The sequence below is a fragment of the Rhizobium sp. WYCCWR 11128 genome (assembly GCF_013416305.1).
Classification (GTDB): domain Bacteria; phylum Pseudomonadota; class Alphaproteobacteria; order Rhizobiales; family Rhizobiaceae; genus Rhizobium; species Rhizobium indicum.
Map to the genome: position 1 here is coordinate 177,140 of NZ_JACCEZ010000012.1, position 26,489 is coordinate 203,628.

Annotated in this window: 28 protein-coding genes; 19 read left to right on the forward strand and 9 right to left on the reverse strand. The window is 62.2% G+C overall.

Translation table 11 applies throughout. The features are described 5' to 3' along the window. The first annotated feature begins 40 nt into the window (after nt 1-40). Nucleotides 41-1,156 carry a pyridoxal phosphate-dependent aminotransferase gene (locus HX898_RS28325; protein ID WP_180196401.1) on the forward strand — a complete coding sequence of 372 codons (1,116 nt, stop codon included), beginning with the start codon at nt 41-43 and terminating at the stop codon, nt 1,154-1,156. Between the two features lie 135 nt (nt 1,157-1,291). On the opposite strand, the gene HX898_RS28330 is transcribed toward HX898_RS28325, so the two are convergent. After that, nucleotides 1,292-1,561: a sel1 repeat family protein gene (locus tag HX898_RS28330; RefSeq protein ID WP_003546876.1), complete on the reverse strand. Its 270-nt coding sequence runs from the start codon at nt 1,559-1,561 to the stop codon at nt 1,292-1,294. 442 nt (nt 1,562-2,003) lie between these two features. Here HX898_RS28330 and HX898_RS28335 point away from each other — a divergent pair, with 442 nt between their 5' ends. The 5 genes from HX898_RS28335 (at nt 2,004) to HX898_RS28355 (ending at nt 5,046) form a co-directional block, all read left to right on the forward strand. Then, nucleotides 2,004-2,342 (forward strand): DUF2147 domain-containing protein, encoded by a 339-nt coding sequence (locus HX898_RS28335; protein ID WP_062944226.1) that lies wholly within the window; start codon nt 2,004-2,006, stop codon nt 2,340-2,342. A 75-nt stretch (nt 2,343-2,417) separates the two neighbouring features. Beyond that, on the forward strand, nt 2,418-2,687 hold the full coding sequence (locus tag HX898_RS28340) for a CopG family ribbon-helix-helix protein (protein WP_138387675.1): 270 nt from the start codon (nt 2,418-2,420) through the stop codon (nt 2,685-2,687). Further along, nucleotides 2,684-2,980 (forward strand): type II toxin-antitoxin system RelE/ParE family toxin, encoded by a 297-nt coding sequence (locus tag HX898_RS28345; RefSeq protein WP_180196402.1) that lies wholly within the window; start codon nt 2,684-2,686, stop codon nt 2,978-2,980. The genes HX898_RS28340 and HX898_RS28345 overlap by 4 nt, the downstream gene beginning before the upstream one ends. Before the next feature lie 212 nt (nt 2,981-3,192). Beyond that, complete coding sequence (locus HX898_RS28350; RefSeq protein WP_062944158.1) at nt 3,193-3,372, forward strand: hypothetical protein; 180 nt, start codon at nt 3,193-3,195, stop codon at nt 3,370-3,372. A gap of 171 nt (nt 3,373-3,543) precedes the next feature. Then, nucleotides 3,544-5,046: an AMP nucleosidase gene (locus tag HX898_RS28355; protein ID WP_138328430.1), complete on the forward strand. Its 1,503-nt coding sequence runs from the start codon at nt 3,544-3,546 to the stop codon at nt 5,044-5,046. 9 nt (nt 5,047-5,055) lie between these two features. On the opposite strand, the gene HX898_RS28360 is transcribed toward HX898_RS28355, so the two are convergent. Beyond that, nucleotides 5,056-5,274 (reverse strand): hypothetical protein, encoded by a 219-nt coding sequence (locus HX898_RS28360; RefSeq protein WP_246413095.1) that lies wholly within the window; start codon nt 5,272-5,274, stop codon nt 5,056-5,058. A gap of 152 nt (nt 5,275-5,426) precedes the next feature. On the opposite strand from HX898_RS28360, the gene HX898_RS28365 reads away from it, so the two are divergent. The 4 genes from HX898_RS28365 to HX898_RS28380 are packed head-to-tail and all read left to right on the forward strand — an operon-like array spanning nt 5,427 to nt 7,767. Beyond that, nucleotides 5,427-5,783: a YciI family protein gene (locus tag HX898_RS28365; RefSeq protein WP_138328432.1), complete on the forward strand. Its 357-nt coding sequence runs from the start codon at nt 5,427-5,429 to the stop codon at nt 5,781-5,783. A gap of 11 nt (nt 5,784-5,794) precedes the next feature. Then, nucleotides 5,795-6,154 (forward strand): YciI family protein, encoded by a 360-nt coding sequence (locus HX898_RS28370; RefSeq protein ID WP_138328433.1) that lies wholly within the window; start codon nt 5,795-5,797, stop codon nt 6,152-6,154. A 2-nt stretch (nt 6,155-6,156) separates the two neighbouring features. Then, the gene (locus HX898_RS28375; protein ID WP_138328434.1) at nt 6,157-6,516 is read left to right on the forward strand and encodes a YciI family protein; all 360 of its coding nucleotides are present in this window, start codon (nt 6,157-6,159) and stop codon (nt 6,514-6,516) included. 9 nt (nt 6,517-6,525) lie between these two features. Beyond that, on the forward strand, nt 6,526-7,767 hold the full coding sequence (locus HX898_RS28380) for an RNA polymerase sigma factor (RefSeq protein WP_180196404.1): 1,242 nt from the start codon (nt 6,526-6,528) through the stop codon (nt 7,765-7,767). Here HX898_RS28380 and HX898_RS28385 read toward each other — a convergent pair. Further along, nucleotides 7,735-8,697: a lysylphosphatidylglycerol synthase domain-containing protein gene (locus tag HX898_RS28385; RefSeq protein WP_138387679.1), complete on the reverse strand. Its 963-nt coding sequence runs from the start codon at nt 8,695-8,697 to the stop codon at nt 7,735-7,737. The genes HX898_RS28380 and HX898_RS28385 overlap by 33 nt on opposite strands. Before the next feature lie 165 nt (nt 8,698-8,862). Between HX898_RS28385 and HX898_RS28390 the strand changes: the two genes are divergently transcribed. The 4 genes from HX898_RS28390 to HX898_RS28405 all read left to right on the forward strand — a co-directional run bounded on the left by HX898_RS28390 (nt 8,863) and on the right by HX898_RS28405 (nt 14,511). Then, nucleotides 8,863-10,356 (forward strand): glycosyltransferase family 39 protein, encoded by a 1,494-nt coding sequence (locus HX898_RS28390; protein WP_180196405.1) that lies wholly within the window; start codon nt 8,863-8,865, stop codon nt 10,354-10,356. Between the two features lie 137 nt (nt 10,357-10,493). Continuing rightward, complete coding sequence (locus tag HX898_RS28395; protein ID WP_138387681.1) at nt 10,494-11,510, forward strand: glycosyltransferase family 2 protein; 1,017 nt, start codon at nt 10,494-10,496, stop codon at nt 11,508-11,510. A gap of 12 nt (nt 11,511-11,522) precedes the next feature. Beyond that, nucleotides 11,523-13,022: a glycosyltransferase family 39 protein gene (locus tag HX898_RS28400; RefSeq protein WP_138387682.1), complete on the forward strand. Its 1,500-nt coding sequence runs from the start codon at nt 11,523-11,525 to the stop codon at nt 13,020-13,022. 1 nt (nt 13,023) lies between these two features. Then, nucleotides 13,024-14,511: a glycosyltransferase family 39 protein gene (locus HX898_RS28405; RefSeq protein WP_180196406.1), complete on the forward strand. Its 1,488-nt coding sequence runs from the start codon at nt 13,024-13,026 to the stop codon at nt 14,509-14,511. Nucleotides 14,512-14,517: 6 nt separating this feature from the next. On the opposite strand, the gene HX898_RS28410 is transcribed toward HX898_RS28405, so the two are convergent. After that, the gene (locus HX898_RS28410; RefSeq protein WP_180196407.1) at nt 14,518-15,885 is read right to left on the reverse strand and encodes an aspartate aminotransferase family protein; all 1,368 of its coding nucleotides are present in this window, start codon (nt 15,883-15,885) and stop codon (nt 14,518-14,520) included. Nucleotides 15,886-15,967: 82 nt separating this feature from the next. On the opposite strand from HX898_RS28410, the gene HX898_RS28415 reads away from it, so the two are divergent. Beyond that, nucleotides 15,968-17,320, forward strand: a complete 1,353-nt coding sequence (locus HX898_RS28415; RefSeq protein ID WP_180196410.1) for a glutamine synthetase family protein — start codon at nt 15,968-15,970, stop codon at nt 17,318-17,320. Nucleotides 17,321-17,355: 35 nt separating this feature from the next. Here the strand turns inward: HX898_RS28415 and HX898_RS28420 are convergent, their stop codons facing one another. After that, nucleotides 17,356-18,300 carry a diacylglycerol kinase family protein gene (locus tag HX898_RS28420; RefSeq protein WP_171599390.1) on the reverse strand — a complete coding sequence of 315 codons (945 nt, stop codon included), beginning with the start codon at nt 18,298-18,300 and terminating at the stop codon, nt 17,356-17,358. Nucleotides 18,301-18,602: 302 nt separating this feature from the next. Between HX898_RS28420 and HX898_RS28425 the strand changes: the two genes are divergently transcribed. Beyond that, nucleotides 18,603-19,829 carry an MFS transporter gene (locus HX898_RS28425; protein ID WP_138328443.1) on the forward strand — a complete coding sequence of 409 codons (1,227 nt, stop codon included), beginning with the start codon at nt 18,603-18,605 and terminating at the stop codon, nt 19,827-19,829. Here the strand turns inward: HX898_RS28425 and HX898_RS28430 are convergent. After that, nucleotides 19,788-20,192 carry a helix-turn-helix domain-containing protein gene (locus HX898_RS28430; RefSeq protein ID WP_138328444.1) on the reverse strand — a complete coding sequence of 135 codons (405 nt, stop codon included), beginning with the start codon at nt 20,190-20,192 and terminating at the stop codon, nt 19,788-19,790. The two genes, HX898_RS28425 and HX898_RS28430, sit on opposite strands and share 42 nt — an antisense overlap. A 102-nt stretch (nt 20,193-20,294) precedes the next feature. Between HX898_RS28430 and HX898_RS28435 the strand changes: the two genes are divergently transcribed. Together HX898_RS28435 and mgtE are read left to right on the forward strand one after the other, a co-directional pair. Beyond that, the gene (locus HX898_RS28435; RefSeq protein ID WP_138328445.1) at nt 20,295-21,308 is read left to right on the forward strand and encodes a zinc-binding alcohol dehydrogenase family protein; all 1,014 of its coding nucleotides are present in this window, start codon (nt 20,295-20,297) and stop codon (nt 21,306-21,308) included. Nucleotides 21,309-21,618: 310 nt separating this feature from the next. Beyond that, on the forward strand, nt 21,619-22,992 hold the full coding sequence (gene mgtE, locus HX898_RS28440) for a magnesium transporter (protein ID WP_138328446.1): 1,374 nt from the start codon (nt 21,619-21,621) through the stop codon (nt 22,990-22,992). 23 nt (nt 22,993-23,015) lie between these two features. Here the strand turns inward: mgtE and HX898_RS28445 are convergent, their stop codons facing one another. Then, on the reverse strand, nt 23,016-23,537 hold the full coding sequence (locus HX898_RS28445; RefSeq protein WP_173862918.1) for an Lrp/AsnC family transcriptional regulator: 522 nt from the start codon (nt 23,535-23,537) through the stop codon (nt 23,016-23,018). Between the two features lie 96 nt (nt 23,538-23,633). Between HX898_RS28445 and HX898_RS28450 the strand changes: the two genes are divergently transcribed. Then, entirely contained in the window at nt 23,634-24,539 is a 906-nt protein-coding gene (locus tag HX898_RS28450; RefSeq protein WP_138328448.1) for a DMT family transporter, read from the forward strand. Between the two features lie 98 nt (nt 24,540-24,637). Here HX898_RS28450 and HX898_RS28455 read toward each other — a convergent pair whose 3' ends face one another. Then, nucleotides 24,638-25,252: a L,D-transpeptidase gene (locus tag HX898_RS28455; protein ID WP_180196408.1), complete on the reverse strand. Its 615-nt coding sequence runs from the start codon at nt 25,250-25,252 to the stop codon at nt 24,638-24,640. Nucleotides 25,253-25,387: 135 nt separating this feature from the next. Beyond that, the coding region (locus tag HX898_RS28460; protein ID WP_180196409.1) for an electron transfer flavoprotein-ubiquinone oxidoreductase at nt 25,388-26,489 on the reverse strand (1,102 nt) is incomplete at its 5' end.

The following is a 26,489-nucleotide window of genomic DNA, read 5'->3' on the forward strand; positions in this document are numbered from 1 at the left end:
GTTTCGCCAATAGTCATTATGTCCGGGAAACTGCCGTCGCATGTCCGCCTTTTCGCGCTTTACACCTCTTGCCAGCGCCCTGCCCTCCACAGTCCCCTTCGTCGGCCCCGAGGCGATCGAGCGCCAGCGCGGACTTGTCGTTTCGGCGCGCATCGGCGCCAATGAGAACGGCTTCGGCCCAGCAGCTTCCGTCTTTGCGGCGATGCGCGAGGAGGCCGGCAATATCTGGAAATACAATGACCCGGAGAATTTCGCGCTCCGGGAAGCGCTTGCCGCCCATCTCGGCATCTCGGCCGCCAATATCGCCATCGGCAGCGGCATCGACGAATTGCTCGGCCAGATCGTCCGGCTGGTGATCGAGCCGGGCGCGCCCGTCGTTACCTCGCTCGGCGCCTATCCGACCTTCAATTTCCATGTCGCCGGCTTCGGCGGTCGGCTGGTGACCGTTCCCTACGCAAACGACCGCGAGGATCTCGACGGGCTGCTCGATGCGGTGAAACGCGAGAATGCGCCGCTCGTCTATTTCGCCAATCCCGACAATCCGATGGGAAGCTGGTGGGATGCCGACAGCATCGTCGCTTTCGCCCGTGCGCTGCCCGAGACGACGCTGATGGTGCTCGACGAGGCCTATAGCGAGACGGGGCCGGCAGGTTCGCTGCCGTCGATCTCCTCGCTCATCGAGCTGCCGAACGTCGTTCGCACCCGCACGTTCTCCAAGGCTTACGGACTTGCCGGCTCACGCACCGGCTACGCGATCTCGACGGCAGGCACGGCGCAGGCCTTCGACAAGATCCGCAATCATTTCGGCATGAACCGGCTGGCAACGGCTGCAGCGCTCGCCGCCCTCAAGGACCAGGCCTATCTCGTCGAGGTGGTCGGGAAAATCCATGCGGCGCGGGAGCGGATCGGCGGCATCGCCCGGGCGAACGGCCTCGTCCCCCTGCCCTCGGCAACAAATTTCGTGGCGATCGACACAGGGCGCGACGGCGCTTATGCGCGGTCGATCGTCGACGGCCTGATAGAGCACGGCGTCTTCATCCGCATGCCTGGTGTGGCGCCCCTCAACCGCTGCATCCGCATCAGCGTCGGGCCGGAGGCGGATATGGCGCTGCTCGAACAGGCTCTGCCGCAGGTTCTGAAACAGATCGGCCGATAAAGCGAAGAACCGCGGCCGGTGGAGGATCCGGTCGCGGTTCCGTTCTCCCGGCGTCGGCCCCGTCCAAAGCGCCCCGCCAGCCCCCTCTTTTTGAGGTTGTTATTGCTGCTCTTGTCGAATTGATCGGAGACGGTTCTAGTGAACCGTCATCCACTCGCGGGCGGCGCGCAGCGCTGCTGCGAGCTGCATCTTGTCCATGGCGGCGGCCACGTCGGCACGAAGCTCGGCGGCGCGGTCGTTGCCCTTGATTGCGGCGATGTTCAGCCATTTGTGGGCTGCAACGAGATCGACTTCGCAGCCGCGGCCGGTCGCATACATCAGACCCATTTCGCAGAAGACATCGGCGCTGTTGTTGTCGCCACCCATGGTGGCCGTTTCAGCATTGTGCATTTCAAAGCGTGCCATCGGTTTTATCCCTGTTAGCCTGTTTATGACTGACCCTGTTTTACCTTCGGGCCTTGCCGTCTATCGCGGCTTGCGGCCCTTCCGGTCCGGCGGGTTTGCCCCGCTCGTTTGATGGGTTCACTATGCCAAACGGCTTTCAAAAAACGCCTAAAATGCATGATTAATTTGAGACAAACAAAGTGCAAACACTTGGTAAAATTGGATTTTCGTTAAACATCGGACTCCCTGCGAATTAAGGATTTTCGAGCGGATTTTACGAAAGATTCAGATTTGAAAATAAACGGATCGTTCATCATGAAATCAGCAGGCGATATCTTTGAAAGCTCGCCGCACGGCTTTTCTCGTGATTTTCAGCCGGTCAACATGATAGCGATCGACCCTGTTTACCTTTACGTTCGCGTCAGTTATTTTCGCGGCGATCAAGGATATCATGGAGGAAAAGATGATCCGCAGCTTCGTTCTCGCCGGCTTCATAACAGTCATCGCGGGTATCGCGCATGCCGAGGAGCCGATCGTCGGCAACTGGAAGACGGCCGCCGGCGATACGGCGGTGATCGCATCCTGCGGCGGCAGTTACTGCGTGACGCTGAAGACCGGTAAATATGCCGGCCGGAAGATCGGCACGCTTGCGGGAACCGGCGGCAGCTATGCCGGCGAGATCACCGACCCGGCCGCCGAGAAGACCTATAGCGGCTCGGGCAAGATTTCCGGCAATTCGCTGAGGATGCAGGGCTGCGTGATGAAGATCCTCTGCAAGTCACAGACCTGGACGCGGCTCTGAGAGAACGCGGGGCGGATAGCGGGTAACGGCCGGGATGTGTTAGAGTGTACACAGCTCAACACAGGAGTTTTCGAAATGGCCGGCAGCACGACCATGACAATTCGGGTCCGCCCCGACGTAAAAGAAAAGCTCGACAGGATTGCGGCCGACACGCAACGCAGCAAATCATTCCTCGCTGGCGAGGCCGTAGCGGCCTATGTGGAGCGCGAGCTTGAAATCATCGAGGGTATCAAGCGCGGCATGGCCGATGCGGAAGCTGAGCGCGTTATACCGCACGAGCAGGCTGTCGCCGAAATGCGTAAGGTCATCGCGGATGCCAAGCGTAGGAAAACCCCGCGCGGATGAGGCCGGTTCTTTGGTCGAAGGAAGCACATCAGGATAATCTGGAAATTCTGCGTTACATCGCAAAGAACAACCCCGATGCGGCCGAAAGGGTTGTGGACGCCATCGAGGATGCCGGCAAGAAACTTGGCGAATTTGCAACCGGTCGGCCAGGACGAATAACTGGCACTTATGAAAAATCCCTCACCCGGCTCCCCTACATAATTTCCTATGAGCTGCGGTCGATCGCGGGACGCGAAAGCGTCGTCATCTTGCGGGTGATCCATACCGCGCGGGATTGGCCGGCCGAAGACTAGTCGAACCAACTTATAAGCGTATCGTAACGCAGTTGCGCAGCCATCCTCCAAAACGCCAAGCATGTCGACGCAGGCATGCCTCGAAACCCTTGGCGACCGGCCCGAGCCGGCCCGGCAAGCTGAACGGCGGATGAACCGGCATCTCAGCACTCATTCAGCCACCGCATGGCAAAACTCATGTCACGATAGAGTTGCGTATCGGGGGCAAGGCAATGAACCACTATATTCTGGCAAGACGCCTTAGCATCATCACACTGTTTGCGGCGATCTTCGCGGTCACGTTTTCGGCAGTCGTGGTGCACGATGGCGGCGGCGGCGCGCAGTCGCATTTCGGGGCGAGCTATACCTGCCTGGAGAGAAACGGCACCTTCTGCGCGCCTGCGGTGCGGTGAGTAAAGCGCATCGCGATGCGCTTTAAGTCTTTGGTTTATGCATGTCGTCGTCTCAAAACCGCTGCGCACGTTGGGCGACAGGCATTCGCAGCAGACGCGGAAGAGGACAAAAAATCGGAATCCGCCGGCGCGCGTCGTTTGCTTGTCAAGAACAACTCTCTATAATGCGTCATGAACAAACGAATCTCCCTTTTGTCGCCCCTCGACACATCCTCTCCACCGCCTTTCCAGCCCCAGAGCTTCGACGATCCGGCCAAGGCGGTCGAGACGCTGACAGCGCTTTACGAGCGCAACACGGCGTTCCTGATCGAGAGCTTCAGCGAACTTGCGCAGGGCGCGCCGATCTCCTCGCGCTACCGCGCATTTTATCCGCAGGTCAGCATTGAGACGACAAGCTACGGCCATGTCGATTCGCGGCTTTCCTACGGTCATGTCACGGCACCCGGCATCTACACGACGACCGTCACCCGGCCGAAGCTCTTCAAGCATTACCTCAAGGAGCAACTGTCGCTGCTGATGAAGAGCCATAATGTTCCGATCGTCGTCTCAGAATCGTCGACGCCGATCCCGCTCCACTTCGCCTTCGGTGAGGGAGCGCATGTAGAAGCGTCGACCAACGCGTTCGTCGACGTTCCGATGCGCGATATCTTCGACACGCCCGACCTCAACACCACCGACGACGAGATCGCCAACGGCGAATATATCCCGCCGCCGGGAGAGCCCTCGCCGCTGGCGCCGTTCACCGCGCAACGCATCGATTATTCGCTCGCCCGGCTGTCGCATTATACGGCGACGCATGCGGAACATTTCCAGAATTTCGTGCTGTTCACCAACTACCAGTTCTATATCGACGAGTTCTGCGGCTGGGCGCGCAAGCTGATGGCGGAGGGCGGCGACGGCTATACCGCCTTCGTCGAGCCCGGCAATGTCGTCACCCTTCCCGGCTCGAACGCGCCGGAAACGGATTCCGCCCTCACCCGCCTGCCGCAGATGCCGGCCTACCATCTGAAGAAGAAGGGCCATGCCGGGATCACCATGATCAATATCGGCGTCGGCCCCTCCAACGCCAAGACGATCACCGACCACGTCGCCGTGCTGCGCCCGCATGCCTGGCTGATGCTCGGCCATTGCGCCGGTCTTCGCAACAGCCAGCGGCTCGGCGACTATGTTCTCGCCCACGCCTATATGCGTGAGGACCATGTTCTCGACGACGACCTGCCGGTCTGGGTGCCGATCCCGGCGCTGGCCGAAGTGCAGGTGGCGCTCGAAGCCGCCGTTGCCGAAATCACCGGCTATGAGGGTTTCGAGCTGAAGCGCATCATGCGCACCGGCACCGTCGGCACGATCGACAACCGCAACTGGGAACTCCGCGACCAGCGTGGGCCGGTGAAGCGGCTCTCCCAGGCGCGCGCGATCGCGCTCGACATGGAATCGGCAACGATCGCCGCCAACGGCTTCCGCTTCCGTGTGCCCTATGGCACGCTGCTCTGTGTCTCCGACAAGCCGCTGCACGGCGAATTGAAGCTGCCGGGCATGGCAACGGCCTTCTACCGCACGCAGGTCAACCAGCACCTGCAGATCGGCATCCGCGCCGTCCAGAAGCTTGCCGCCATGCCGAAGGAAGCGCTGCATTCACGCAAGCTGCGCAGCTTCTTCGAAACGGCCTTCCAATAGGCCGTTTCCTCATCTACCCGTCACGACAGGCGCCGAGCCCTCGGCCACCATCTGCGGCTTACCGGCGGCAAGATTCAGCCCTGCTATCAGCAGGGTGAAGGCCACCACGACGAAAGCGATGCGCAGGAGAACCTTCAGCGCATCGGCATCGTCGGGTACTACCAGCTGACGCTTCTCGTGGCGACGTGCCCAGATGTGACTTGCCAGGGCGATTTCAAGAATGCTCATTTCCATTCTCCTCGACAGGTTTCGATGAAGCCTTGTCGAGTGCTGCCTTGCGATTTCGACACCTCGTCCGCACATTTTTTTTCGCGGCGCTGTCGAAATGCATGCAGGTCGTTCGTCCATGTTTATGGGAATAGGGCAAGGAGGCTGCCGCGATGAAATATCTCTGTCAGGTCTGGTTCGATGGCGGGGTGCTCGACGCGATGACGCAAGAGGAGAAGACCGAACTCGACACCAATTCCTTGAACTATGACAAGGACCTCGTCGAAAGCGGGCATATGATCGTCGCCCAGGCGTTGCAGCCGCCAAAATCGGCGGTGACCGTACGGGTGCGCAATGGCGAGACGTCGGTGACGGACGGTCCCTTCGCCGAGACGAAGGAGGCGCTCGGCGGCTTTATCCTGATCGAGGCCAAGGATCTCAACGAAGCGATCCGCATTGCCGCGGGCATCCCGCTCGCCATGCTCGGCGCGATCGAAGTGCGGCCAATCCACGAATTCGGAGCTAAGTGAGGAGAGACCAAATGAAATTTCTATGCCAGATCTGGTTCGACACGGAAAAAAGCAAGCTGGTCCCTCAGACCGAATGGGATGCGCTGACACAGGAGTGCATCATCAGCGACAATCGCTGGCGCGAGAGCGGTCATCTGCTGGTGGCGCTCGCCTTGCATGAACCGTCAACAGCGATCACGGTCCGCCTGCGCAATGGCGACGTCTCTGCGACCGATGGCCCATTTGCCGAAATCAAAGAGCACCTCGGCGGTTTTGTGCTGATCGAAGCCGAGAATATCGACGAGGCGAAGACGATCGTGTCGAGTTTTCCGATCCTCAAATATTGCTCGATCGAAGTGCGCCCGACCTACGCTATCCAGGATGGGAAATAGTCATGCGCTACATCTGCCTGATTTATAACAGCACCGACACCGACGGAACGCTGACGCCTGATGAAACCGACGAACTTATCAAAGCGCATTTCGCTTTTGATGAGGAGCTGTGCCGCGACGGCATCATGATCCACTCCGATGCCTTGGAGATGCCTGACAAGGCGACCGTGCTGCGCGTTCGCAACAACACGCTCTCCGCCACGGACGGCCCCTATGTCGAGACGAAGGAGCACCTGGCCGGCTTCTACGTCATCGAGGCGCCGGATGTGATGATAGCCAGGGAGATTGCCGGACGGATCCCGTCGGCGCGTTTCGGCGCGGTCGAACTCCGGCCCGTGCGGATACTGACCCTGCCGGACTGAGGTGCCCCTTTGGAAAGTGTGATCGAGGAGATCTACCGAACGCAGTCGCGCCGGGTGCTGGCGACGCTGATCCGTCTGCTCGGCGATTTCGACCGGGCGGAGGAAGCGCTTCACGACGCCTTTGCCGCCGCCGCCCGGACATGGCCGACGGACGGCATTCCCGGTAATCCCTTCGCCTGGCTCGTTTCGACGGGGCGTTTCAAGGCGATCGACACGATCCGACGGCGGGCGCGTTTCGATGCTTCGCAGCATCATATCGAAGACAGCCTCTACACGCCCGATGCAACGGAGATCGGCAACATGGAACCGATCGAGGACGACATGCTGCGGCTGATCTTCACCTGCTGCCATCCGCTCATCCCGGCCGATGCGCAGATGGCGATGGCGCTCCGGGAAATCTGCGGACTGACCACCGAAGAGATCGCCCATGCCTTCCTCATTCCGGCGCCGACGGTGGCCCAGCGGATCGTGCGCGCCAAAGGCAGGATCCGGGCGGCGAAGATCCCCTACGAGGTGCCGGGCCGCGAGGCGCTGCCGCCGCGGCTCGACCGCGTGCTGCACGTCATCTACCTCGTCTTCAACGAGGGCTATTCGGCCTCTTCCGGCGAGGACGTGGTCCGCGCCGACCTGAGCGCGGAGGCGATCCGTCTGGCGCGGCTGCTTCTGACGCTGCTGCCTCATCCAGACGTCTCCGGCCTACTGGCCTTGATGCTGCTGCAGGATTCCCGCCGCACCGCCCGCCGCGTCGGAGACGGATCGCTGGTGCTGCTTGCCGATCAGGACCGCTCGCTCTGGGATCATGCGAAGATTACGGAAGGCTTGGCGCTGCTCGCCGCGGCGATGGAAGCGGGAGAGATCGGCACCTATACGCTACAGGCGGCTATCGCCGCCGAACATGCCCGGGCGCCGGCTGCCGAAGAGACCGACTGGCGACGGATCGCCTTCTATTACGATCTGCTTCTAGCAGCACAGCCCTCCCCGATCGTCGAGCTCAACCGCGCGGTGGCGATTGCCATGGCGGAGGGGCCGGCGAAGGGGCTGGAGCTGGTCGATGCCATTCTGGAACGCGGGGAGCTGCAGGCCTATCACCTCGCCCATTCGGCGCGCGCCGATTTCCTGCGCCGTCTCGGCCGGAGGCAAGAGGCGATCACCGCCTATCAAACAGCGCTGTCGCTCTGCCGGCAGGAGCCGGAACAAGCGTTTCTGAGAAGACGGATTTCAGAGCTTGCCGCGACGTCCGAGCGGCAGTGAGATCGCGGTGCCGGTCAGCGCCGAGACGATGATCAGCAGGTGGGCATTGACGCTTGCCTGCGCCAGCGCGGCCAAGGCCATCCGCTCGCTCGAGGCGCCCAGGGCGATGGCGCCGGCGGTGATGCCGGCCGGATAAGTGCCGACGCCGCCTGGCGCATGCATCGGCAGCACGGAGGAGAGCTCGCCGCCGAGCGCGCCGCCGAAGCTTGCCGCCATCGGCAGCACGCCCATCAGGCCGAGCGCCCAGGCAAGCACCATCACCTTCACCAGCCAGTTGACGATGGTCATCGCCCAGGCGCGCGCAAAGGCGACACTATCGAGCGGCAAGCCGTTTTCGATCTCGGCAACGAATTTCTGCGCCTTGTTCGGCAACAGCCTGGCGGCCAGGCGCAGCAGCGGCTTGCGGGCGGCGAAGGCCGCGACCGGCAGCAGCAGGAAGACAGTCCAGAGCGACCAGGCAACAGCCGCGTCGGCTGAAGCGACGGCAAAGCCGATGCCGGCGGCGGCCAGAAGCGCGTGCAGGTCGAGCAGCCGCATGACGAAGAGCGCCGAGGTTCCGCGCGTCAGCGGAATGCCGAATTCGGTGCGCATCAGCAGCGGAAAGCTGGTCTCGCCGGCACGGAAGGGCAGCATGATGTTCAGCAGATTGTGGATTTGCGTGACGCGGAAGAGGACCGCGAACCGGCCGGCTGTCTCGTTCGGGAAATAATCATAGATGCGCCAGGTGCGCAGGAAATAGGTGCTCGTCAGCAGCACCAGCGCACCGATCACCGGACCTGCGCCGACATCGGCCCACTGCCTGATGATAACAGGCCAACCCCAGAACCATTGGATGAAGAGGCCATAGGCTGCGACGATGACGACCGTCAGAACGGTCATGCGATTGCGCATAAACCAGGATTGCCGGCTTTCAACGATCGAACTCTTCATGTAGTAGGCATTCCTCGCTTGGCTTCGGCATAGGCAGCGGTTCCGTCGCCAGGCCTTTTATGAGAAATGAAGGTTGCGCACAACGACGGAGTTGATGGCGGAGGTGGCGAACATGCCTCCACGCCGACGATCCGATCGGACCTTGCCGGCTTGACGTGGAGATCGATGTTGGAGCGGATTACCCGAAGCATTAAGAGTGCAAGCATTTTTCTGGCGGCCTATTTCCTGCTGAACATCGCGCTTCGCATCGCCTTGCCGCATACGCTCGATCTCGACGAGGCGGAGCAATCCTTCTACTCGCAATACCTGCTTGCCGGATACGGTCCGCAGCCGCCCTTCTACAACTGGATCCAATATGCCATCGTTTCGGTGACCGGCATATCGATGTGGGTGCTCTCGGTGCCGAAGAATATCATTCTCTTCGGCTGCTATCTCTTCTACGGGCTTGCTGCCCGTGAGGTGCTGAAGAGCCGTTCGCTCGCAGCCGTCGCCATGCTGAGCCTGATTACCCTGCCGCAGGTCGGCCTGATGGCGCAGCGCGAACTGACCCATACGGTTGCCCTGCTGTTTGCGACCTCGCTCTTCCTTTTCGGTTTTTTCCGCACGCTGCGCCAGCCGACGATCGGGAGCTATCTCCTCATCGGCATTGCCACTGGCATCGGGCTCATCTCAAAGTATAATTTCGCCATCCTGCCCTTTGCCGCCCTCATCGCCGTGCTGCCGGAGCGCGAATGGCGCAGCCATCTCATCGACTGGCGTTTGCTGCCGGCCGCCGTGCTCGCCATTCTGATCGTGCTGCCGCATACGCTCTGGCTGCCTGACAATCTCGCCAGCGCGTCTGCGCCGACACTCGAGCGGATGACTGCCGAACACCTGGCGCCGGCCGGCCTCCCCCGCATCGGGCAAGGACTGCTGTCTCTCGTGATCGCCGTCCTCGGCTTCGTCGCATTGCCGATCGTTCTCATCGCGGCCGCCTTCCGGCGCGACTTTTTTCGCGCGCTCTCCTCTTCCAGCCCGATGATCCGGGTGATCGAGCGGATGATGGTCATTAGCCTGCTCGGCTTCGTCGGCGTGGTCCTCTTCGCCGGCGCGAGCGATATCCACGAGCGCTGGCTCGACCCATGCCTACTCGTCCTGCTGATCTATCTGTTCTTGAAACTGGAAACCGCAGACATCGATCTTTCCGCCGGTCTTGCGCGCTTCCGGCCCGTGGTGCCGGTCTTCATGGTCGTCATCCTGTCGATCCTTCTTTTCCGGATCGTCGGCATTCAATATATCGGCACTTATACGAGAACGAACGTACCCTTTTCCGGCTACGTGGCTGAATTGACCGCGACCCGCAAGCCGGTTCTCATCGTGGCCGGAACCAAGTTCGTTGCCGGCAACATGCGGCTGGAGTTTCCCGACGTTCCCGTCGTGATCCCGTTCTTCCCCGGTCCCGGAGTTCCCGAATATGCGGCTGCGAAGGGGCCGGTTCTGGTTATCTGGCGCGGCGAGACCGCAGATGATCCAACAATTTCCCCCGGCTTCGCCAATGACCTCGTCAAATCGGGCATTCATCTGCCAGAGTTGAAGACGCTGACCCTGCCCTATCTCTTCGGTGACGGCAAACGCAGCTTCTCCATTGGTTACTCCTGGGTGGAAGGCGGCGCGAAATAGCGCCCCGGCAGATCAGCCGATTGCGGGAAACAGGCATTGCCGGCTGGCAACCGGCGGACACTTCATGTAGTAGCCTTCCGCAAGTGCGGCGGCAGCATTCAAGATTGCTCGGCCGCCCGGCCTTTTGGAGATGAAAGTTGCAGACAACCGTAGAGCCCATTCGCGGTACGAATGATCCGGTACAATCGCTCGAACTGTCGCTGGTCGTGCCCATTTTCAACGAAGAGCAAAGCGTCGGCCCGCTCGTCGAGCGTGTCGTGGCTGCGATGGTCAGCTACCCCCATCGCTGGGAGCTGATCCTCGTCGACGACGGCAGCACGGATGCGACGCTCGTCAACGCCCGGAAGTATGTCGGACACGAGGGGCTGGCGCTCAGGATCGTCGAGTTGCAGCGCAACTTCGGCCAGACAGCCGCCATGCAGGCCGGCATCGATACCGCCCGTGGCCGCCTTATCGCGACGATGGACGGCGACCTGCAGAACGATCCGAAGGACATTCCTTCGATGGTCGCCGAGCTGGAACGGCGTGAACTCGATCTCTTGGTCGGCTGGCGCAAGAACCGCAAGGACGGCCTGTTCCTGCGCAAGATCCCCTCCTGGTGCGCCAACTACCTGATCGGCCGCATCACCGGCGTCAAGCTGCATGATTACGGCTGCAGCCTGAAAATCTACCGTGCCTCGATCATCAAGCAGGTGAAGCTGATGGGCGAGATGCACCGCTTTATCCCCGCCTGGGTCGCCGGTGTCGTCCCGAGCTCGCGCATCGGCGAGATGGCGGTCACCCACCATGCCCGCGAACACGGCGTTTCGAAATACGGCATTTCGCGCACCTTCCGCGTCATCCTCGATCTGCTGTCAGTGATGTTCTTCATGCGCTACAAGGCGCGGCCGGGGCATTTCTTCGGTTCGCTCGGCCTGGGCCTCGGCGCCCTCGCCATGCTGATCCTGCTCTATCTCGGCTTCGACAAGTTCATCCTGGGCAACGACATCGGCACGCGACCGATGCTGATGGTCGGCGTGGTACTGCTGCTGTCGTCGGTGCAGATGATCACCACCGGCATCCTGGCGGAAATGATCGCGCGCACCTATTACCGCGACGATGCCTCACCGAATTATATCGTGCGGCAGATCTTCGACGATCAAAGCCAAGCCTAAGCCGGCAGCACGATGCTGGAGCGCGCGACGAGGACGATCAAAACCGCGGGCCTGCTGCTTGCAGCCTATTTCGTGCTCAACATCGTGCTGCGTATCGTGCTTCCGCATTCGCTGGAGCTCGACGAGGCGGAGCAATCCTTCTTCTCGCAATATCTGCTGGCGGGCTACGGCCCGCAGCCGCCCTTCTACAATTGGATGCAATATGCCGTCGTTTCGGTGACGGGCATGTCGATCGGCGCGTTGATCGTTCCGAAGAACATCCTGCTGTTCCTGTCCTATCTCTTCTATGGCCTTGCCGGGCGGCGCGCGCTGAAGGACGAGGCGCTTGCCGCCGTCGGCATGCTGGCGCTGATCACCCTGCCCCAGGTCTCCTACATGGCCCAGCAGGATCTGACCCACACGACGGCGCTGCTCTTTGCTAGCGCGCTGTTTCTCTACGGCTTCTTCCGCACGCTCGACCGGCCCGATATGGCGAGCTACCTGCTGCTCGGGCTTGCGACCGGCATCGGGCTGATCTCGAAATATAATTTCGCGCTGATGCCTATCGTCGCCTTGATCGCCATCCTGCCCGATGCCGAATGGCGACGCCGGGCGCTCGACTGGCGCATGCTGGCAGCGATCACTGTTGCGCTCGTCATCGTCCTGCCGCACGCGATCTGGCTGCAGGGCAATCTCGCATTCGCCTCCTCCGACACTCTGGTCAAGATGGCCGCCGGCAGCGAACCCGCCGGCGCCGTGCGGATCGGCAAAGGCCTTCTCGCCTTTCTCGTCGCCATCATCGCCTTTGCGGCGCTGCCTGTCGCAATCTTCGCCGCCACCTTCCGCCGGGATTTTGTCCGGGCGCTTTCGGCGGGCAACCGCTGGACTGGGATGATGGAGCGGATGATGCTCGCAAGTCTTGCCGGCATCGTTCTGATCGTGCTGTTGACCGGCTCGACGACTGTTCGCGAGCGCTGGCTCGACCCCTTCCTGCTGGTGCTGCCGATCTATTTCCTTGCGAAGATGCAAGCCGCCGGGCTCGAGCTTTCCGCCGGACTGCGCCGCTTCCGGCTGGTGCTGCCGGTGTTGATGGCTTGCGTGCTGATCGCACTCGGCTTCCGCGTCGTCGGTGCCGGGCTGATCGGCACTTACAGCCGGCCGAATGTGCCGATGGCGGGTTTTTCGCGCGAGATGACGCGACAGGCGGAGCCGGCGCTGGTGATCGCTTCCGACACCTATATCGGCGGAAACATGCGGCTGCAATTTCCCGATGTGCCGGTGGTGATCCCGGATTTTCCGGCACCGGGCATTCCGGCCTATGCCGAGGCCAAGGGGCCGGTGCTGATCGTCTGGCGCGGCAAGCAGACGGCGACGGCTGCCGATGCGGTCATGCCGGAGCGGTTCTCATCAGCGCTGACGGCGGCCGGCATCGCGCTGCAGGAGATCGGCTCGCTGTCGCTTCCTTATTATTTCGGCCGCCAGGGCGACAATTTCGCGCTCGGCTACGCCTGGGTTCGGCCGGAGACCAGATAGGATGACCGAGAGCAACCGTCGCGACATCAGTTGGATCTTCGTTCTGCTGGCAGCCTATTTCGTGCTCCAGGTCGGCGTGCGGCTCGCAACCTCGCATTCGCTCGATCTCGACGAGGCCGAACAGGCCTTCCGATCGCAATGGCTTGCCGCCGGCTACGGCCCGCAGCCGCCGTTCTACAACTGGTTGCAATACACCGTCTTCCAGTTTGCCGGCGTCTCGCTGACCGCGCTTTCGGTGGTGAAGAACTTGCTGCTGTTCATCTCCTATCTGCTGTACGGCCTGACCGCGCGGCTTGTCCTGCGCGACAAGGCGCTGGTGGCGATCGCCACGCTCGGGCTGCTGACGATCCCGCAGATGGCTTTCGAGATGCAGCGCGACCTGACTCACACGGTCGCGGTGTTCTTCTCGGCCAGCATCTTCTTTTACGGTTTCATTCGCAGCCTGAAGCAGCCGAGCCTTGCCTCCTACCTGATATCAGGCATCGGCATTGGTTTCGGACTGCTTGCCAAATACAATTTCGCGATCCTGCCGGCGGCAGCCTTGATTGCCGCGCTGGCCGATGCGCGCCTGCGGCCGCGGATCTTCGACTGGCGGCTGGTGCTGACGGCGGCGGTGGCGCTCGTCATCACCCTGCCGCATCTCTTCTGGCTGAAGGACAATCTCGATTTCGCCACCGCACGCACGCTGGAGAAGATGACTGCGAGCGGCGATGCGAGCTATCTTAAGCAGGTGTCCATGGGCGTCAGTTCGCTCGCCCTCGCCACCATCAGCTTTGCCGCATTGACCGTGGCGGTGTTCGCGATCGTTTTCGGCAAGAGCCTTCGTCCGGCGCTCGCCTCCGGCTCGGAATGGACGCGGCTTCTCGAGCGGATGATGCTCGTCTTCTTGGCCGGCATTCTGCTTCTGATCGTCTTCGGCGGCGCGGCGGGCATCAAGGATCGCTGGCTGGTGCCGATGCTCTTCATCCTGCCGCTCTATTTCTGCCTGAAGATCGAGGCCGCAGGCGTCACAACAGACAGAGCGTTCCGGCGTTTTATACCCATCCTCGCCGTCATCATGATCGGCGTACCGGCGGCCCTTTACGGGAGCGTTGCGACTGCGCGCTTTACCGGTCATTACGAGCGGCTGAACAGGCCCTATGCCGGCATGCTGGAAACATTGCGCAAACAGGCCGAACCGGCGGCGATCCTTGCCGACGACAGCCTGCTTGCCGGTAATCTCAGGCAGGATATTCCCGGTGTGCCGATCCTCTCTGTGGACTATCCCGGCTTCAACCCGGATCTTACCGGCCGGCGACGGCTTCTCCTGGTGTGGCTCCTCCCGCAGAAGGGCGGAAGCGAAACACTTCCCCCGGCCATGGCTCAATGGCTACAGGCCAATCTCGGCGTGTCCGCACCGCAGGCGTCGGTGATCGACGTGCCCTATGTCTATGGGCGCGGCGACGACAGCTATCGTTTCGGCTATGCCTGGGTCAATCAGCCGGGCTGAGCGCAATCAGGATTTCAGCTCCTTCCAGGCCAAATCCAGCGCCAGCCTGGTAATCCTCGCCATCTCGTCCACCTCGGCGTGGCTGATGACGAGAGGCGGCGAGGCGAGCATGCGGTCGCCGGTGGCGCGCAGCACCAGACCGTTCGCCAGCGCGTGATTGCGCATCAGCGCACCGACCTGATCGGGCTTGGCATAACGGGTACGCGTGCTCTTCTCGGCGGCAAGCTGCAGGCCGCCCATCAGGCCGATGCTGACGGCTTCGCCGACCAGATCATGGTCTGCCAGCTCTGCCCAGGCCCTGCCGAAATAGGGGCCGATATCGTCGCGCACGCGTTCGACCAGTCTTTCCTCCTCGATGATGCGCAGGTTCTCGAGGGCTGCGGCAGCGCAAACCGGGTGGCCGGAATAGGTGAAGCCGTGATTGAAATCACCGACATCGTTGATCAGCACATCGGCGATGCGGTCGCTGACGAGCACGCCGCCGATCGGCAGGTAGCCGGAGGAAAGCCCTTTGGCGATCGGCGCCAGATCGGGTTCGACGCCGAAATACTGGTGGCCGAACCAGGCGCCCAGTCGGCCGAAACCGCAGATCACCTCGTCGGTCACCAGCAGGATATTGCGCGCCTTGCAGATGCGGTCGATCTCCGGCCAGTAGGTCTCGGGCGGGATGATGACGCCGGCGGCGCCCTGCACCGGCTCGGCGACGAAGGCGGCGACATTCTCCTCACCGAGTTCGTCGATCTTCGCTTCGAGCTCGCGGGCAACCTTGAGGCCGAATTCATGAGGTGAGAGATCGCCGCCCTCGCCGTACCAGTAGGGCTGGCCGATATGGACAATGCCCGGTATCGGCAGGTCGCCCTGCTCGTGCATATATTTCATGCCACCGAGGCTGGCGCCGGCGACCGTCGAACCGTGGTAACCGTTTCTCCTTGATATCACGATCTTCTTCGACGGCTTGCCGACCGCGCTCCAGTAGACGCGGGCCATGCGGAACCAGGTGTCGTTCGCCTCCGAGCCGGAGCCGGTGAAGAAGATATGGTTGAATCGCTCGCCGGCATGGGAGGTGACCTTCTGCGCAAGCAGCGTCGCCGGCGTCGAGGTCGTGCCGAAGAAGGTGTTGTAATAGGGCAGCTCATTCATCTGCCTGGTGGCGGCATCGGCGATCTCCCGGCGGCCATAGCCGATATTGACGCACCAGAGGCCGGCGAAGCCATCGAGATATTTCCTGCCGTGATTGTCGAAGATGTAGACGCCCTCGCCGCGCTGGATGATACGCGCGCCCTCGGCATTCAGCTTCTTCATGTCGGCGAAGGGGTGCAGGTGGTGCGCGGCGTCGATCGCGGCAAGATTCGAGGGTGGGTAAGAATCGGGCATGATTGGTAAAGACCCTCGCGGATTGAAAGGCTGATGTCGATGGGATAGGAGCTTGGCCTTGTCCCGGGGGATTTTCAAGGTCATGGCAAGCGACAGGATGGACGGCAAGACGAAAGGCGACGACCCGCGTTTCGAGATCCTGATCGTCGGCATGAACGGCGACCTGCGCGGCAAGCAGCTTCCGCCCGGCGCCGAAGACAAGGTCTGGGCCGGCGACATCCGCCTGCCGACATCGACGCAGTCGCTCGACATCTGGGGCGACGACAATGACGATATCACCGGCCTGTCGCTGACGATCGGCGATCCCGACGGCAAGGTCATCCCCGACCGGCGCAGCCTGGCGCCGATGCCCTGGGCGCCCGAGGGCTCGATGCAAGTGCTCGCCACCATGCACGAATTCGACGGCAGCCCGAGCTTCATGGATCCGCGCGCCATCCTTGCCTCGGTGGTCGAGCGCTATGCGGCGCGCGGGCTGACGCCTGTCGTCGCGACCGAGCTGGAATTTTACGTGATGTCGGGAAACTGGCGCGAGACCGGACGCCCCTGCCCGCCCGAAAGCCTCACCTATCGCGGCGAACCGAACGGTTTCCAGCTCTACGACATGAGCGCCGTCGACGCGCTCGATGGCTATTTGCAGACGCTGAGGGCTTATGCGAAGGCGCAGAACCTGCCGGCGGATGCGACGACGGCGGAATTCGGGCCGGGCCAGTTCGAGGTCAACCTGCTGCACCGCGCGGATGCGCTGGCAGCCGCCGACGATTGCCTCTATCTCAAGCGTATCGCCGAACAGGCGGCGCGCCGCCACGGGCTGAAATCGACCTGCATGGCCAAGCCCTATTCCGAACATGCCGGCTCCGGCCTGCATGTGCATGCGAGCATCATCGACGGGCAAGGCCGCAACATCCTCGATGCCAAGGGCGGCGAACCGAAGCTACTCAAATCGGTGATATCGGGCCTGCTCGACTCCATGCGCGCGGCGCAGCTGATCTTCGCCCCCTTTGCCAATTCCTACCGCCGCTTCCAGCCGGGCTCGTTTGCGCCTGTGGATCTGACCTGGGGCAGCGGCCATCGCGGCACGGCGATCCGCATCCCCGACAAGGATGGCCCGGCCGCACGCATCGAACACCGCGTCGCCGGCGCCGACGCCAATCCCTTTCTGCTGCTGGCGGCGATCCTCGGCGGCATGCTCGCCGGTCTCGATGGCGAGCTCGACCCCGGCGAGGAGACGACGCCTTCGCACATACCTGCGAATACGACCCGACTGACGCATGATTTCCTCAGCGCTGTCGAGACCTTCCGCACCTCACCCTTCATCACCGATATCTTCGGCGCGCGTTATCAGGCGCTCTATGGCGACACCAAGCGCAAGGAAGCGCTGGCGCATCTGCGCACCGTCTCGGATTTCGACTACCGCACCTATCTGCCGCGGCTCTGAAATTACGCGGCGGCCGACTTACGCAGCCGGCCGACTTACGCAGCGGGCTCGCGGCGTTCGTCCGCATTCACCTGAGCGGCGAGCCCCTGTTTGACGAGAACCTTCAATTCGCCCGGATGCAGCCGGATCGAGACGTCGCGTTCGAGCGGCAGCAGCTCGCCGTCCATGACGCAATTGGCCTTGGAGCGCAGTTTCGGGAAATGCAGGTGCACTTCGGCCGGGTGCATCACCATGACATCGGCATTCTCGCGGACCTTGCCGCGCAGCATGTCGATGGCGAGACGGGCGACACCGAGGGGTTTCAGCGGATTTGCCGTGTAGAAGCCGAGTTCGCCGCTTCTCAAATCATCGGCGTAGAGCAGCGCGTTCTCGCCGAAGGGATTGTTGGAGACTGATATCGCCGACACCCTGCGGCGCTCGCGCATGCCGATCGCCTCGAACTCGACCTCGAATTCCGGCGGGTTGAAGATGACGCCCAAAGCTGCCTTGGTGCTCGCCCGGATCTTGCCCAGCCGGGACCGATAGCTGTAGGCGTTGCGGTAGCGCACCATGCGGGCGTGCAGGCCGGCGGAAAACTGGTGGATGAAGGGCCGGCCGTTGGCGCTGGCGATATCGACATTGTCGACCTCGCCGGAGGCAAGCACATCGAGCGCCTGCCAGATATCGAGCGGCACACGCAGCGAGCGGGCAAAGAGGTTCATCGTGCCGGCGGGCACGACGCCGAGCGCAATTCCGTTTTTCCAGGCAATCGATGCCGCCGCCGAAATGGTGCCGTCGCCACCGCCGGCGACGATACCGTCGATATCGTCGCGCTTGGCCGCCCGCTCCATGGCGGGAACGATTTCCTTTCCTGAGAAGACGATGGCGTCGAAATCATGCCCCGCTTCGCGGAAGGCCGCCTCTGCCCTCTTTTCGTAGGCCAGCATGTCGGTGGTCTTAAAGGTCCCGCCGTCGCGATTGAAAAAGCCTATAAGCTTCATAAGAGCTCCCGTCCCTGGCGCGGAAATGCTCCTGCCTTGCCCCTGAGATGGTTGCGGTATCGGCGATTTCAAGCGCAGCCTTCTTTCCTGACAAAGGGCAGAAATGCAAAAATTGCAATAGACGTATGCACATAGCAGGACGCTGCACTGCAAAAAATGCACTCGACGGCAGCCGCGAGCTCACGGATAGATGGGTCTACCGGAGACATCATCTCCACCTCCCGCCATTTCCACCGATCGGCTTGCGGCCGCGCCTGCGCCAGGGCGCCATTGCCAAGCAGAAACCGCCTCGAGGAGCTCTCGTGAGTGAGATTGCCGCCAATATTTCAGTTGATAGCCAGGATGAAGTGCTGCCGTCGGCAATGACCGTGGCGCTGGTCCAGCTGGCGCTCGCCTGCGGCGGCTTCGGCATCGGCACCGGCGAATTCGCGATCATGGGGCTGCTGCCTAATGTTGCCGAGACCTTCTCGGTCACCACGCCGCAAGCCGGCTACGTCATCAGCGCCTATGCGCTCGGAGTCGTCGTCGGCGCACCGGTCATTGCCGTGCTCGCCGCGAAGATGGCGCGCCGCACGCTGCTTTTGGCTCTCATGCTGATCTTTGCCGCCGGCAATATATCGAGCGCCATGGCGCCGACCTTCGAAAGCTTCACGCTGCTGCGCTTCGTCAGCGGCCTGCCGCACGGCGCCTATTTCGGCGTCGCGGCCCTTGTCGCCGCCTCGATGGTGCCGGCGCATCGCCGCGCCCGTGCCGTCGGCCGGGTCATGCTCGGCCTCACCGTTGCGACACTTCTCGGCACGCCGTTGACGACCTTCTTCGGCCAGTCGCTCGACTGGCAGGTGGCATTTTTCTCGGTCGGCGTGCTCGGCCTGCTGACCGTGGCGCTGATCTGGTTCTACGTTCCAAAGGACAGGGTTTCCGCGGAAGCGGGCTTCCTGCGTGAACTCGGCGCCTTCCGCCGGCCGCAGGTGTGGCTGACGCTCGGCATCGCCGCCGTCGGCTACGGCGGCATGTTCGCAATGTTCAGCTATATCGCCTCGACGACGACTGAGGTGGCGATGCTGCCGGAAACGGCGGTCCCGATCATGCTGGTCCTCTTCGGCGTCGGCATGAATGCGGGCAATTTCATCGGCTCGTGGCTCGCCGACAAATCGCTGCTCGGCACGATCGGCGGGTCGCTCATCTATAATATCGTCGTGCTCACCACCTTCTCGCTGACCGCCGCCAATCCCTATTTGCTCGGTCTCTCCGTCTTCCTCGTCGGCTGCGGTTTTGCCGCCGGCCCGGCGCTGCAGACGCGGCTGATGGATGTTGCCGCCGACGCGCAGACGCTTGCGGCCGCGTCCAACCATTCCGCCTTCAACATCGCCAATGCGATCGGCGCCTGGCTCGGCGGCCTCGTCATCGCCGGAGGTTACGGTTTTGCGGCAACCGGTTATGTCGGCGCGGCGCTGTCCTTCCTCGGCCTCTTCGTCTTTGCGGCCTCGCTACGCCTCGAGCGCCGCGACCGGAGCGCGCAGGCCGTCTGAGGCCAGGCGCAGCTCGCGGCCTTCCGGGCTGCAGAAGACATAAGCGTCACCCCAGGCGGCCAATGCCTGGATCACGGGCTTCAGCGTCATGCCGAGCGGCGTCATTGCATATTCGACCCTCGGCGGCACGACCGGATAGACGGTACGTGACACCAGGCCGGATTCTTCCAGTTCACGCAGCTGCTTGGTCAGCATGCGTTGGGTCACAGCCGGCAGCTTACGCCGCAATTCGTTGAAGCGCAGAGTTCCTTGCATCAGATGAAAGAGGATAACGCCCTTCCACTTCCCGTCGAGGTAAGTCAGCGTCGCTTCGACCGGGCAGCCGGGAAAATTCTTGACGAGCTTGGCGCGCGGCAATGACATTTACAGTATCCTTTTGGGTACTACGTACAGAATTTGTGCATTCTTGCGTTGTCAGCACATAATGCGCATCTAGCTTCCGTGCAACGAACACAGGAGTTTCCCATGCGCGCCGTCGCCTATAAAACGCCCCAACCGATCTCCGCCGAAACCTCGCTGATCGATGTCGAGCTGCCGATGCCGGAGGCTGGGGGCCACGATCTGCTCGTCGAAATCAAAGCGGTTTCGGTCAATCCCGTCGACGTCAAGGTGCGCGCCCATTCCGCACCGCCCGCAGACGAGCTTAAGGTGCTCGGCTGGGATGCCGCCGGCGTCGTCAAGGCCATCGGCGCCGATGTCACCCTGTTCAAGCCCGGCGACGAGGTGTTCTACTCCGGCGTCATCAGCCGCCCGGGCAGCAATGCCGAATTCCACCTCGTCGACGAACGCATCGTCGGCACCAAACCGAAGAGCCTCGACTTCGCTGCCGCGGCCGCCCTGCCGCTGACCTCGATTACGGCCTACGAGGCGCTGTTCGACCGGCTGAAGGTGCAGGACGCGGTTTCGGGAGCGGGACGCTCCATCCTGATCATCGGCGGCGCCGGCGGCGTCGGTTCGATCGCCATCCAGATCGCCCGGGCATTGACCGACTTGACGGTGATCGCAACGGCCTCGCGGCCGGAAACGCAGGACTGGGTGAAGGAACTCGGCGCACATCATATCGTCGACCATTCCAGGCCGATCGCGCCGCAGGTGGCAGCGCTTGGCATCGGCGCGCCGGGATTCATATTCTCGACCACCAATACCGACAGCCATATCGGCGACATCGTCGAAGCGATCGCGCCGCAGGGCCGCTTCGCATTGATCGACGATCCGAAGACGCTCGACATCGTGCCCTTCAAGCGCAAGGCCGTCTCCGTTCATTGGGAGCTGATGTTCACCCGCCCGCTCTACGGCACGCCTGACATGATCGAGCAGCATAAGCTGCTGAACAAGATTTCCGAGCTCATCGACGCTGGAAAGATCCGCACGACGCTTTCAGAGATCGTCGGGCCGATCAATGCGGTAAACCTCAAGACGGCGCATGCCATGGTCGAAAGCGGCAGGATGAAGGGCAAGGCTGTGCTCGCAGGATTCTGAGATCGCAGCCGGCAGGCCCGGTGTTTCCTGCAAGGTCATATAAACCATACCCGCCTGGAATGGCGTATCGCAGGGTGCGACATTCTGGCGTTAAGCATTTACCCCGCTTGACTTTTTCCGCGTTCGGGACCACCTAGCATTCACGTGGATGACACTCGTCAGGCACGGATTTCAACGGAGCCATCATAACGATGCCAAGCGACAGTAGCAGTCGATTGCCTTTGCCGTACGCGACCCTCGTGCGCTGACCGACTCCTGTCGGCTCGCCCGATCGGACGCTACGGCGGATCGACGGAAAGGCGAGCCTCAAATGAATATCAATCGCTTCCCTCTTCGGGCAGGCCATGCCGCCCGTGCCTTCATCAACAACAGCCGCGGCGCAACGATCGCCGAACGCGTCGAAGCGTTGAACGCGCTGAGCGTCCAGGACGCCGGGCGGGTGCTTATCGGCATGCCGCTCGACTATGCGGTCAACATTCTCGACCGGCCGGAGCTTCGCAACGCCGCACAGATCCTTGCGCTGATCAGCGCCGAGGACGCCGCACGGCTGCTGCACGGCATGTCGAACGACCGCGTCGCCGACGTGCTGCTCGAACTCGACGGCGAGACCCGTGCCCGGCTGTTCTCCAGCCTCGACGAACCGGTGCGCATCGCGATCCAGCATCTGATGGGCTATCCGCCCCGCACGGCCGGCGGCATCATGACGACGGAGTTCGTCAGCGTGCCTGATAGCTGGACCGTCGCCCGCACACTCGACCATGTGCGCCAGGTCGAACGCTCGCGCGAAACCGTCTACGCCATCTATGTGCTCGACGAGGTCAGCCATGCGCTGCTGCATGTGGTGACACTGCGTCGCCTCATCACCGGCGAGCCGGACGCTTCGATCCTCTCTGTGGCACAGAAGGGCGCGCCGGTTTCGGCCGATCCGCTGATGAAGCAGGAGGATGTCGCCCGGCTGATCCGCAAGCATGACCTGCTCGCCCTGCCCGTCACCGACGAACATGGGCAGATGCTCGGCATCGTCACCGTCGACGACGTGATCGACACGATGATCTCAGACACGACGGAAGCGGCACAGAGGTTCGGCGGCATGGAGGCGCTCGGCCAGCCCTACATGAAGATCAGCTTCGCCGGCATGATCCGCAAGCGCGCCGGCTGGCTCGCAGCGCTGTTCCTCGGCGAGATGCTGACGGCAAGCGCCATGCAGCATTTCGAAGGCGAGCTGGAAAAGGCCGTGGTGTTGACGCTGTTCATCCCGCTGATCATGAGCTCGGGCGGCAATTCCGGCTCGCAGGCAACGTCGCTGATCATCCGGGCGCTAGCACTCGGCGAGCTGAAGCTTTCGGACTGGTGGAAGGTGCTTTTGCGTGAACTGCCGACCGGCATCGTGCTCGGCGCGATCCTCGGCCTGGTCGGCTTCATCCGCATCGTCTTCTGGCAGTCGGCCGGGCTCTACGATTACGGTCCGCACTGGCAGATGGTCGCCGTCACGGTGTTTGCCGCCCTGATCGGGATCGTCACCTTCGGCTCGATCTGCGGCTCGATGCTGCCTTTCGTGCTGCAGAAGCTCCGGCTCGATCCAGCCAGCGCCTCGGCCCCCTTCGTCGCCACACTGGTCGATGTCACCGGGCTCGTCATCTACTTCTCGGTGGCGCTGCTCATCCTCAGCGGGACGCTGCTCTAACCCGCAAGCAAGCCCGAGGGGAATTATTTCCCCTCGGGCAGCTTCAACGGGCCATGCGTCTTGATGCTGCGGATGGCGAAGTTCGAGCGGATGTCGCTGACATTCGGCAGGGTCAACAACGTTTCGGTCAGAAGCCGCTCATAGGCGGCGAGATCCTCCACCACCACTTCCGCGAGGAAATCGGCCGTGCCCGAAATCAGAAAGCAGGAGACGATCTCGGGGATCGCGAGCAATGTCTTCTGTTGCGCCTCGGAATTCTCGCGGCTGTGATGGGCAACCTTGAATTCGACGAACACGGTCAGGCCGAGACCGACCTCCTTGCGGTCGATATCCGCCGTGTAACCGCGGATGATGCCGGACCGTTCGAGATTGCGGATGCGCCGCAGGCAGGGCGACGGCGACAGGTTCACCTTCTCGGCGATCTCGACATTGGTGGCCCGCGCATCCTCCTGCAGGCACTTCAGGATGGCAATATCGAATTTATCGAGATTTGGCATTTTCGCGATCCCTGTTGGCATCAATTGGCAGAAGATTGCGCATAGCATGATTTTTGAGCCATAGATAGCAAGGACATGCCCTGACCTTTGGCGCTAGTCTTCTCTTCAACCGGACAGGCTCCGGATGAAGGAAAGGACAGGACGATGACCACCATTGCTTTCACGAACGACAAGTCGCCGTCGCAGGTACTGGGTTATGCCGGCGGCACTATTACCGTGCTGATCTGGGCGACATGGTTTCTGGTCACCCGCCACAGCGCCGCAACGCCGCTCGGCTCGATCGACATCGGGCTGATCCGCTTCGGAATTCCGGCGCTGGTGCTTGCACCCGTCTGGCTGAAGACGGGGCTGCTGCCGAAGGCGCTGCCGCTTCACCTGCTGGCGATCATGGTATCCGGTTCCGGCGCCGTCTTCTTCCTGCTGACGACGCTCGCAATCCATTCGACGCCGGCCGCCTCTTCGGGGATTCTGCTCGGCGGCTCGATGCCGCTCGCCGCGGCGCTGATCGGCATTGTGCTGTTTCGCGAAAGGCCTGACGGCACCCGCATCGCTGGGCTCGTTGCGATCGTCGCGGGCGTACTGATCCTGCTCACGCGCAGCCTTGCAGACGCCTCGCTGCCATGGACGAGCTTCGTGCTGCTGCCGGCCGGCGCCATTCTCTGGGCAAGCTATACGCATGCCTTCCGCCGCTCCGGTCTGACCGCCGTGCAGGCGAGCGCCCTGATCGCCGTCTGGTCTTTCCTGATCATGGGCGCGCTTGCCCTCATCTTCGGCATCTCGCTGCCACAGGCTACGCTCCCGGAGATCGGCCTGCAGGTGTTGAGCCAGGGCGTTCTTTCCGGCCTCGTCGCCATGGTCGCCTACGGCACCGCCGTCAGAACACTCGGCGGAACTCAGGCCGCCGCCTTCACGGCGCTGACGCCGGTGCTGGCGACGCTTGGCGGTGGCTTGCTGCTTGGCGAAGCGATCGGCATGACGGAAATCAGCGCCGCCGTGATCACCGGCATCGGCGTGGCGCTTTCGACAGGTATCGCCACACCACGCCGCTGAAATCCAACACCAACAGCAGATCGAAAGCCGCCTGCAGCCATCGCTGCGGCGGCTTTTTCAATGGAGATGGCGTCCTTACCGAGCTTGGAACGGACATCTTAGGCCTGGATGACGACGACCCTGGCGCCGACCTCGACGCGGCTATAGAGGTCGATCACATCGTGGTTCATCATACGGACACAGCCGCTCGACATGGCGAGACCAATCGATTGCGGCTGGTTGGTGCCATGAATGCGGAAATGCGTGTCGCCGCCGCCGCGGTAAAGATACATCGCCCTCGCGCCGAGCGGGTTGTTCGGGCCGCCCGGCATGCCGCCGGCGAGCTTGCGATAGCGCTCCTCGCGGCGCTGCATGTTTTCGGTGGGTGTCCAGCTCGGCCACTCGGCCTTGCGGCCGATATAGGCGTTGCCGGCAAAGGCCAGCCCCTCGCGGCCGACACCAACACCATAACGCACTGCCCTGCCGCCGCCGAGGACGTAATAGGCGCGGCGCGCGGGTGTATCGACGATCACGGTGCCGGCAGCATGCGTGGTTTCGTAGGACACTTCCTGGCGGCGGAGCTCCGGCTTGATCTTGTCGATCGGCACCTGCTTCAGCGGGAATTTTTCGTCCGGAAGTGCGGCATAATTCGTCTGACTGTTCAGACCGGTCGAAGAGCAACCGGCCACGAAAAGCGGCAGAGCGATCAGAAAGCCCCGGCGGGAGATCGTCATGAATGTGTCCTTAGTGCGTCAACATGATGTCGCAAGCTAAGGAAATTATGGTTAACGAACGGCTAACAGCCTCCGGCAGAAGGCGATCACGAAGGCGTCAGCACGCAAGAATTGTCGCGGTGGGGATAATCCGCCTCACATATTCGGATAGACCGGCCCCTCGCCGCCCTGCGGCGGCACCCAGTTGATGTTCTGGTTGGGATCCTTGATGTCGCAGGTCTTGCAGTGCACGCAGTTCTGGGCGTTGATGACGAAGACGTCCTTGCCGTCCTTCTCCACCCATTCATAGACGCCGGCCGGACAGTAACGCGTCGACGGGCCGGCATAGATGTCGTGTTCCGAACTCTTCTGCAGGTTCATGTCCTTGACCTGCAGATGCACCGGCTGGTCTTCCTCGTGATTGGTGTTCGACAGGAACACCGAGGACAGGCGATCGAAGGTCAAGACGCCATCGGGTTTCGGATAGGCGATCGGCTTGTGCTGTGACGCCGGCTCCAGGCTCTCAGCATCGGTCTTGCCATGTTTCAGCGTGCCGAAGACGGAAAAGCCGAACAGCGTGTTGGTCCACATGTCGAAGCCGCCAAGCGCCACGCCGAGTGCCGTGCCGAACTTCGACCACAGCGGCTTGACGTTGCGGACGCGCTTCAAATCCTTGCCGATGTCACCCTTGCGCCATTCATTCTCGATCTCGACGATCTCGTCATGGCTGCGACCGGCGGTAATCGCGGCGGCGATCTTCTCGGCCGCGAGCATGCCCGACAGCACCGCATTGTGGCTGCCCTTGATGCGCGGCACGTTGACCAGACCGGCCGAACAGCCGATCAGCGCCCCGCCGGGGAAGGAAAGCTTCGGTACCGACTGGTAACCGCCCTCGGTGATGGCACGCGCGCCATAGGACAGCCGCTTGCCGCCCTCGAAGGTGGTGCGGATCGCCGGATGGGTCTTGAAGCGCTGGAATTCCTCGAAGGGATAGAGATAAGGGTTCTTGTAATTGAGGTGGACGACGAAGCCGACGGCGACCAGATTGTCTTCCAGGTGATAGAGGAAGGAGCCGCCGCCGGTCTTCATGCCGAGCGGCCAGCCGAAGGAGTGCTGCACCAGGCCCGGCCTATGGTTTTCCGGCTTGACCTGCCAGAGCTCCTTGATGCCGATGCCGAACTTTTGCGGTTCACGGTCCTTCGAAAGATCGAACTTGGCAATCAGCTGCTTGGCGAGCGAGCCACGCACACCCTCGCCG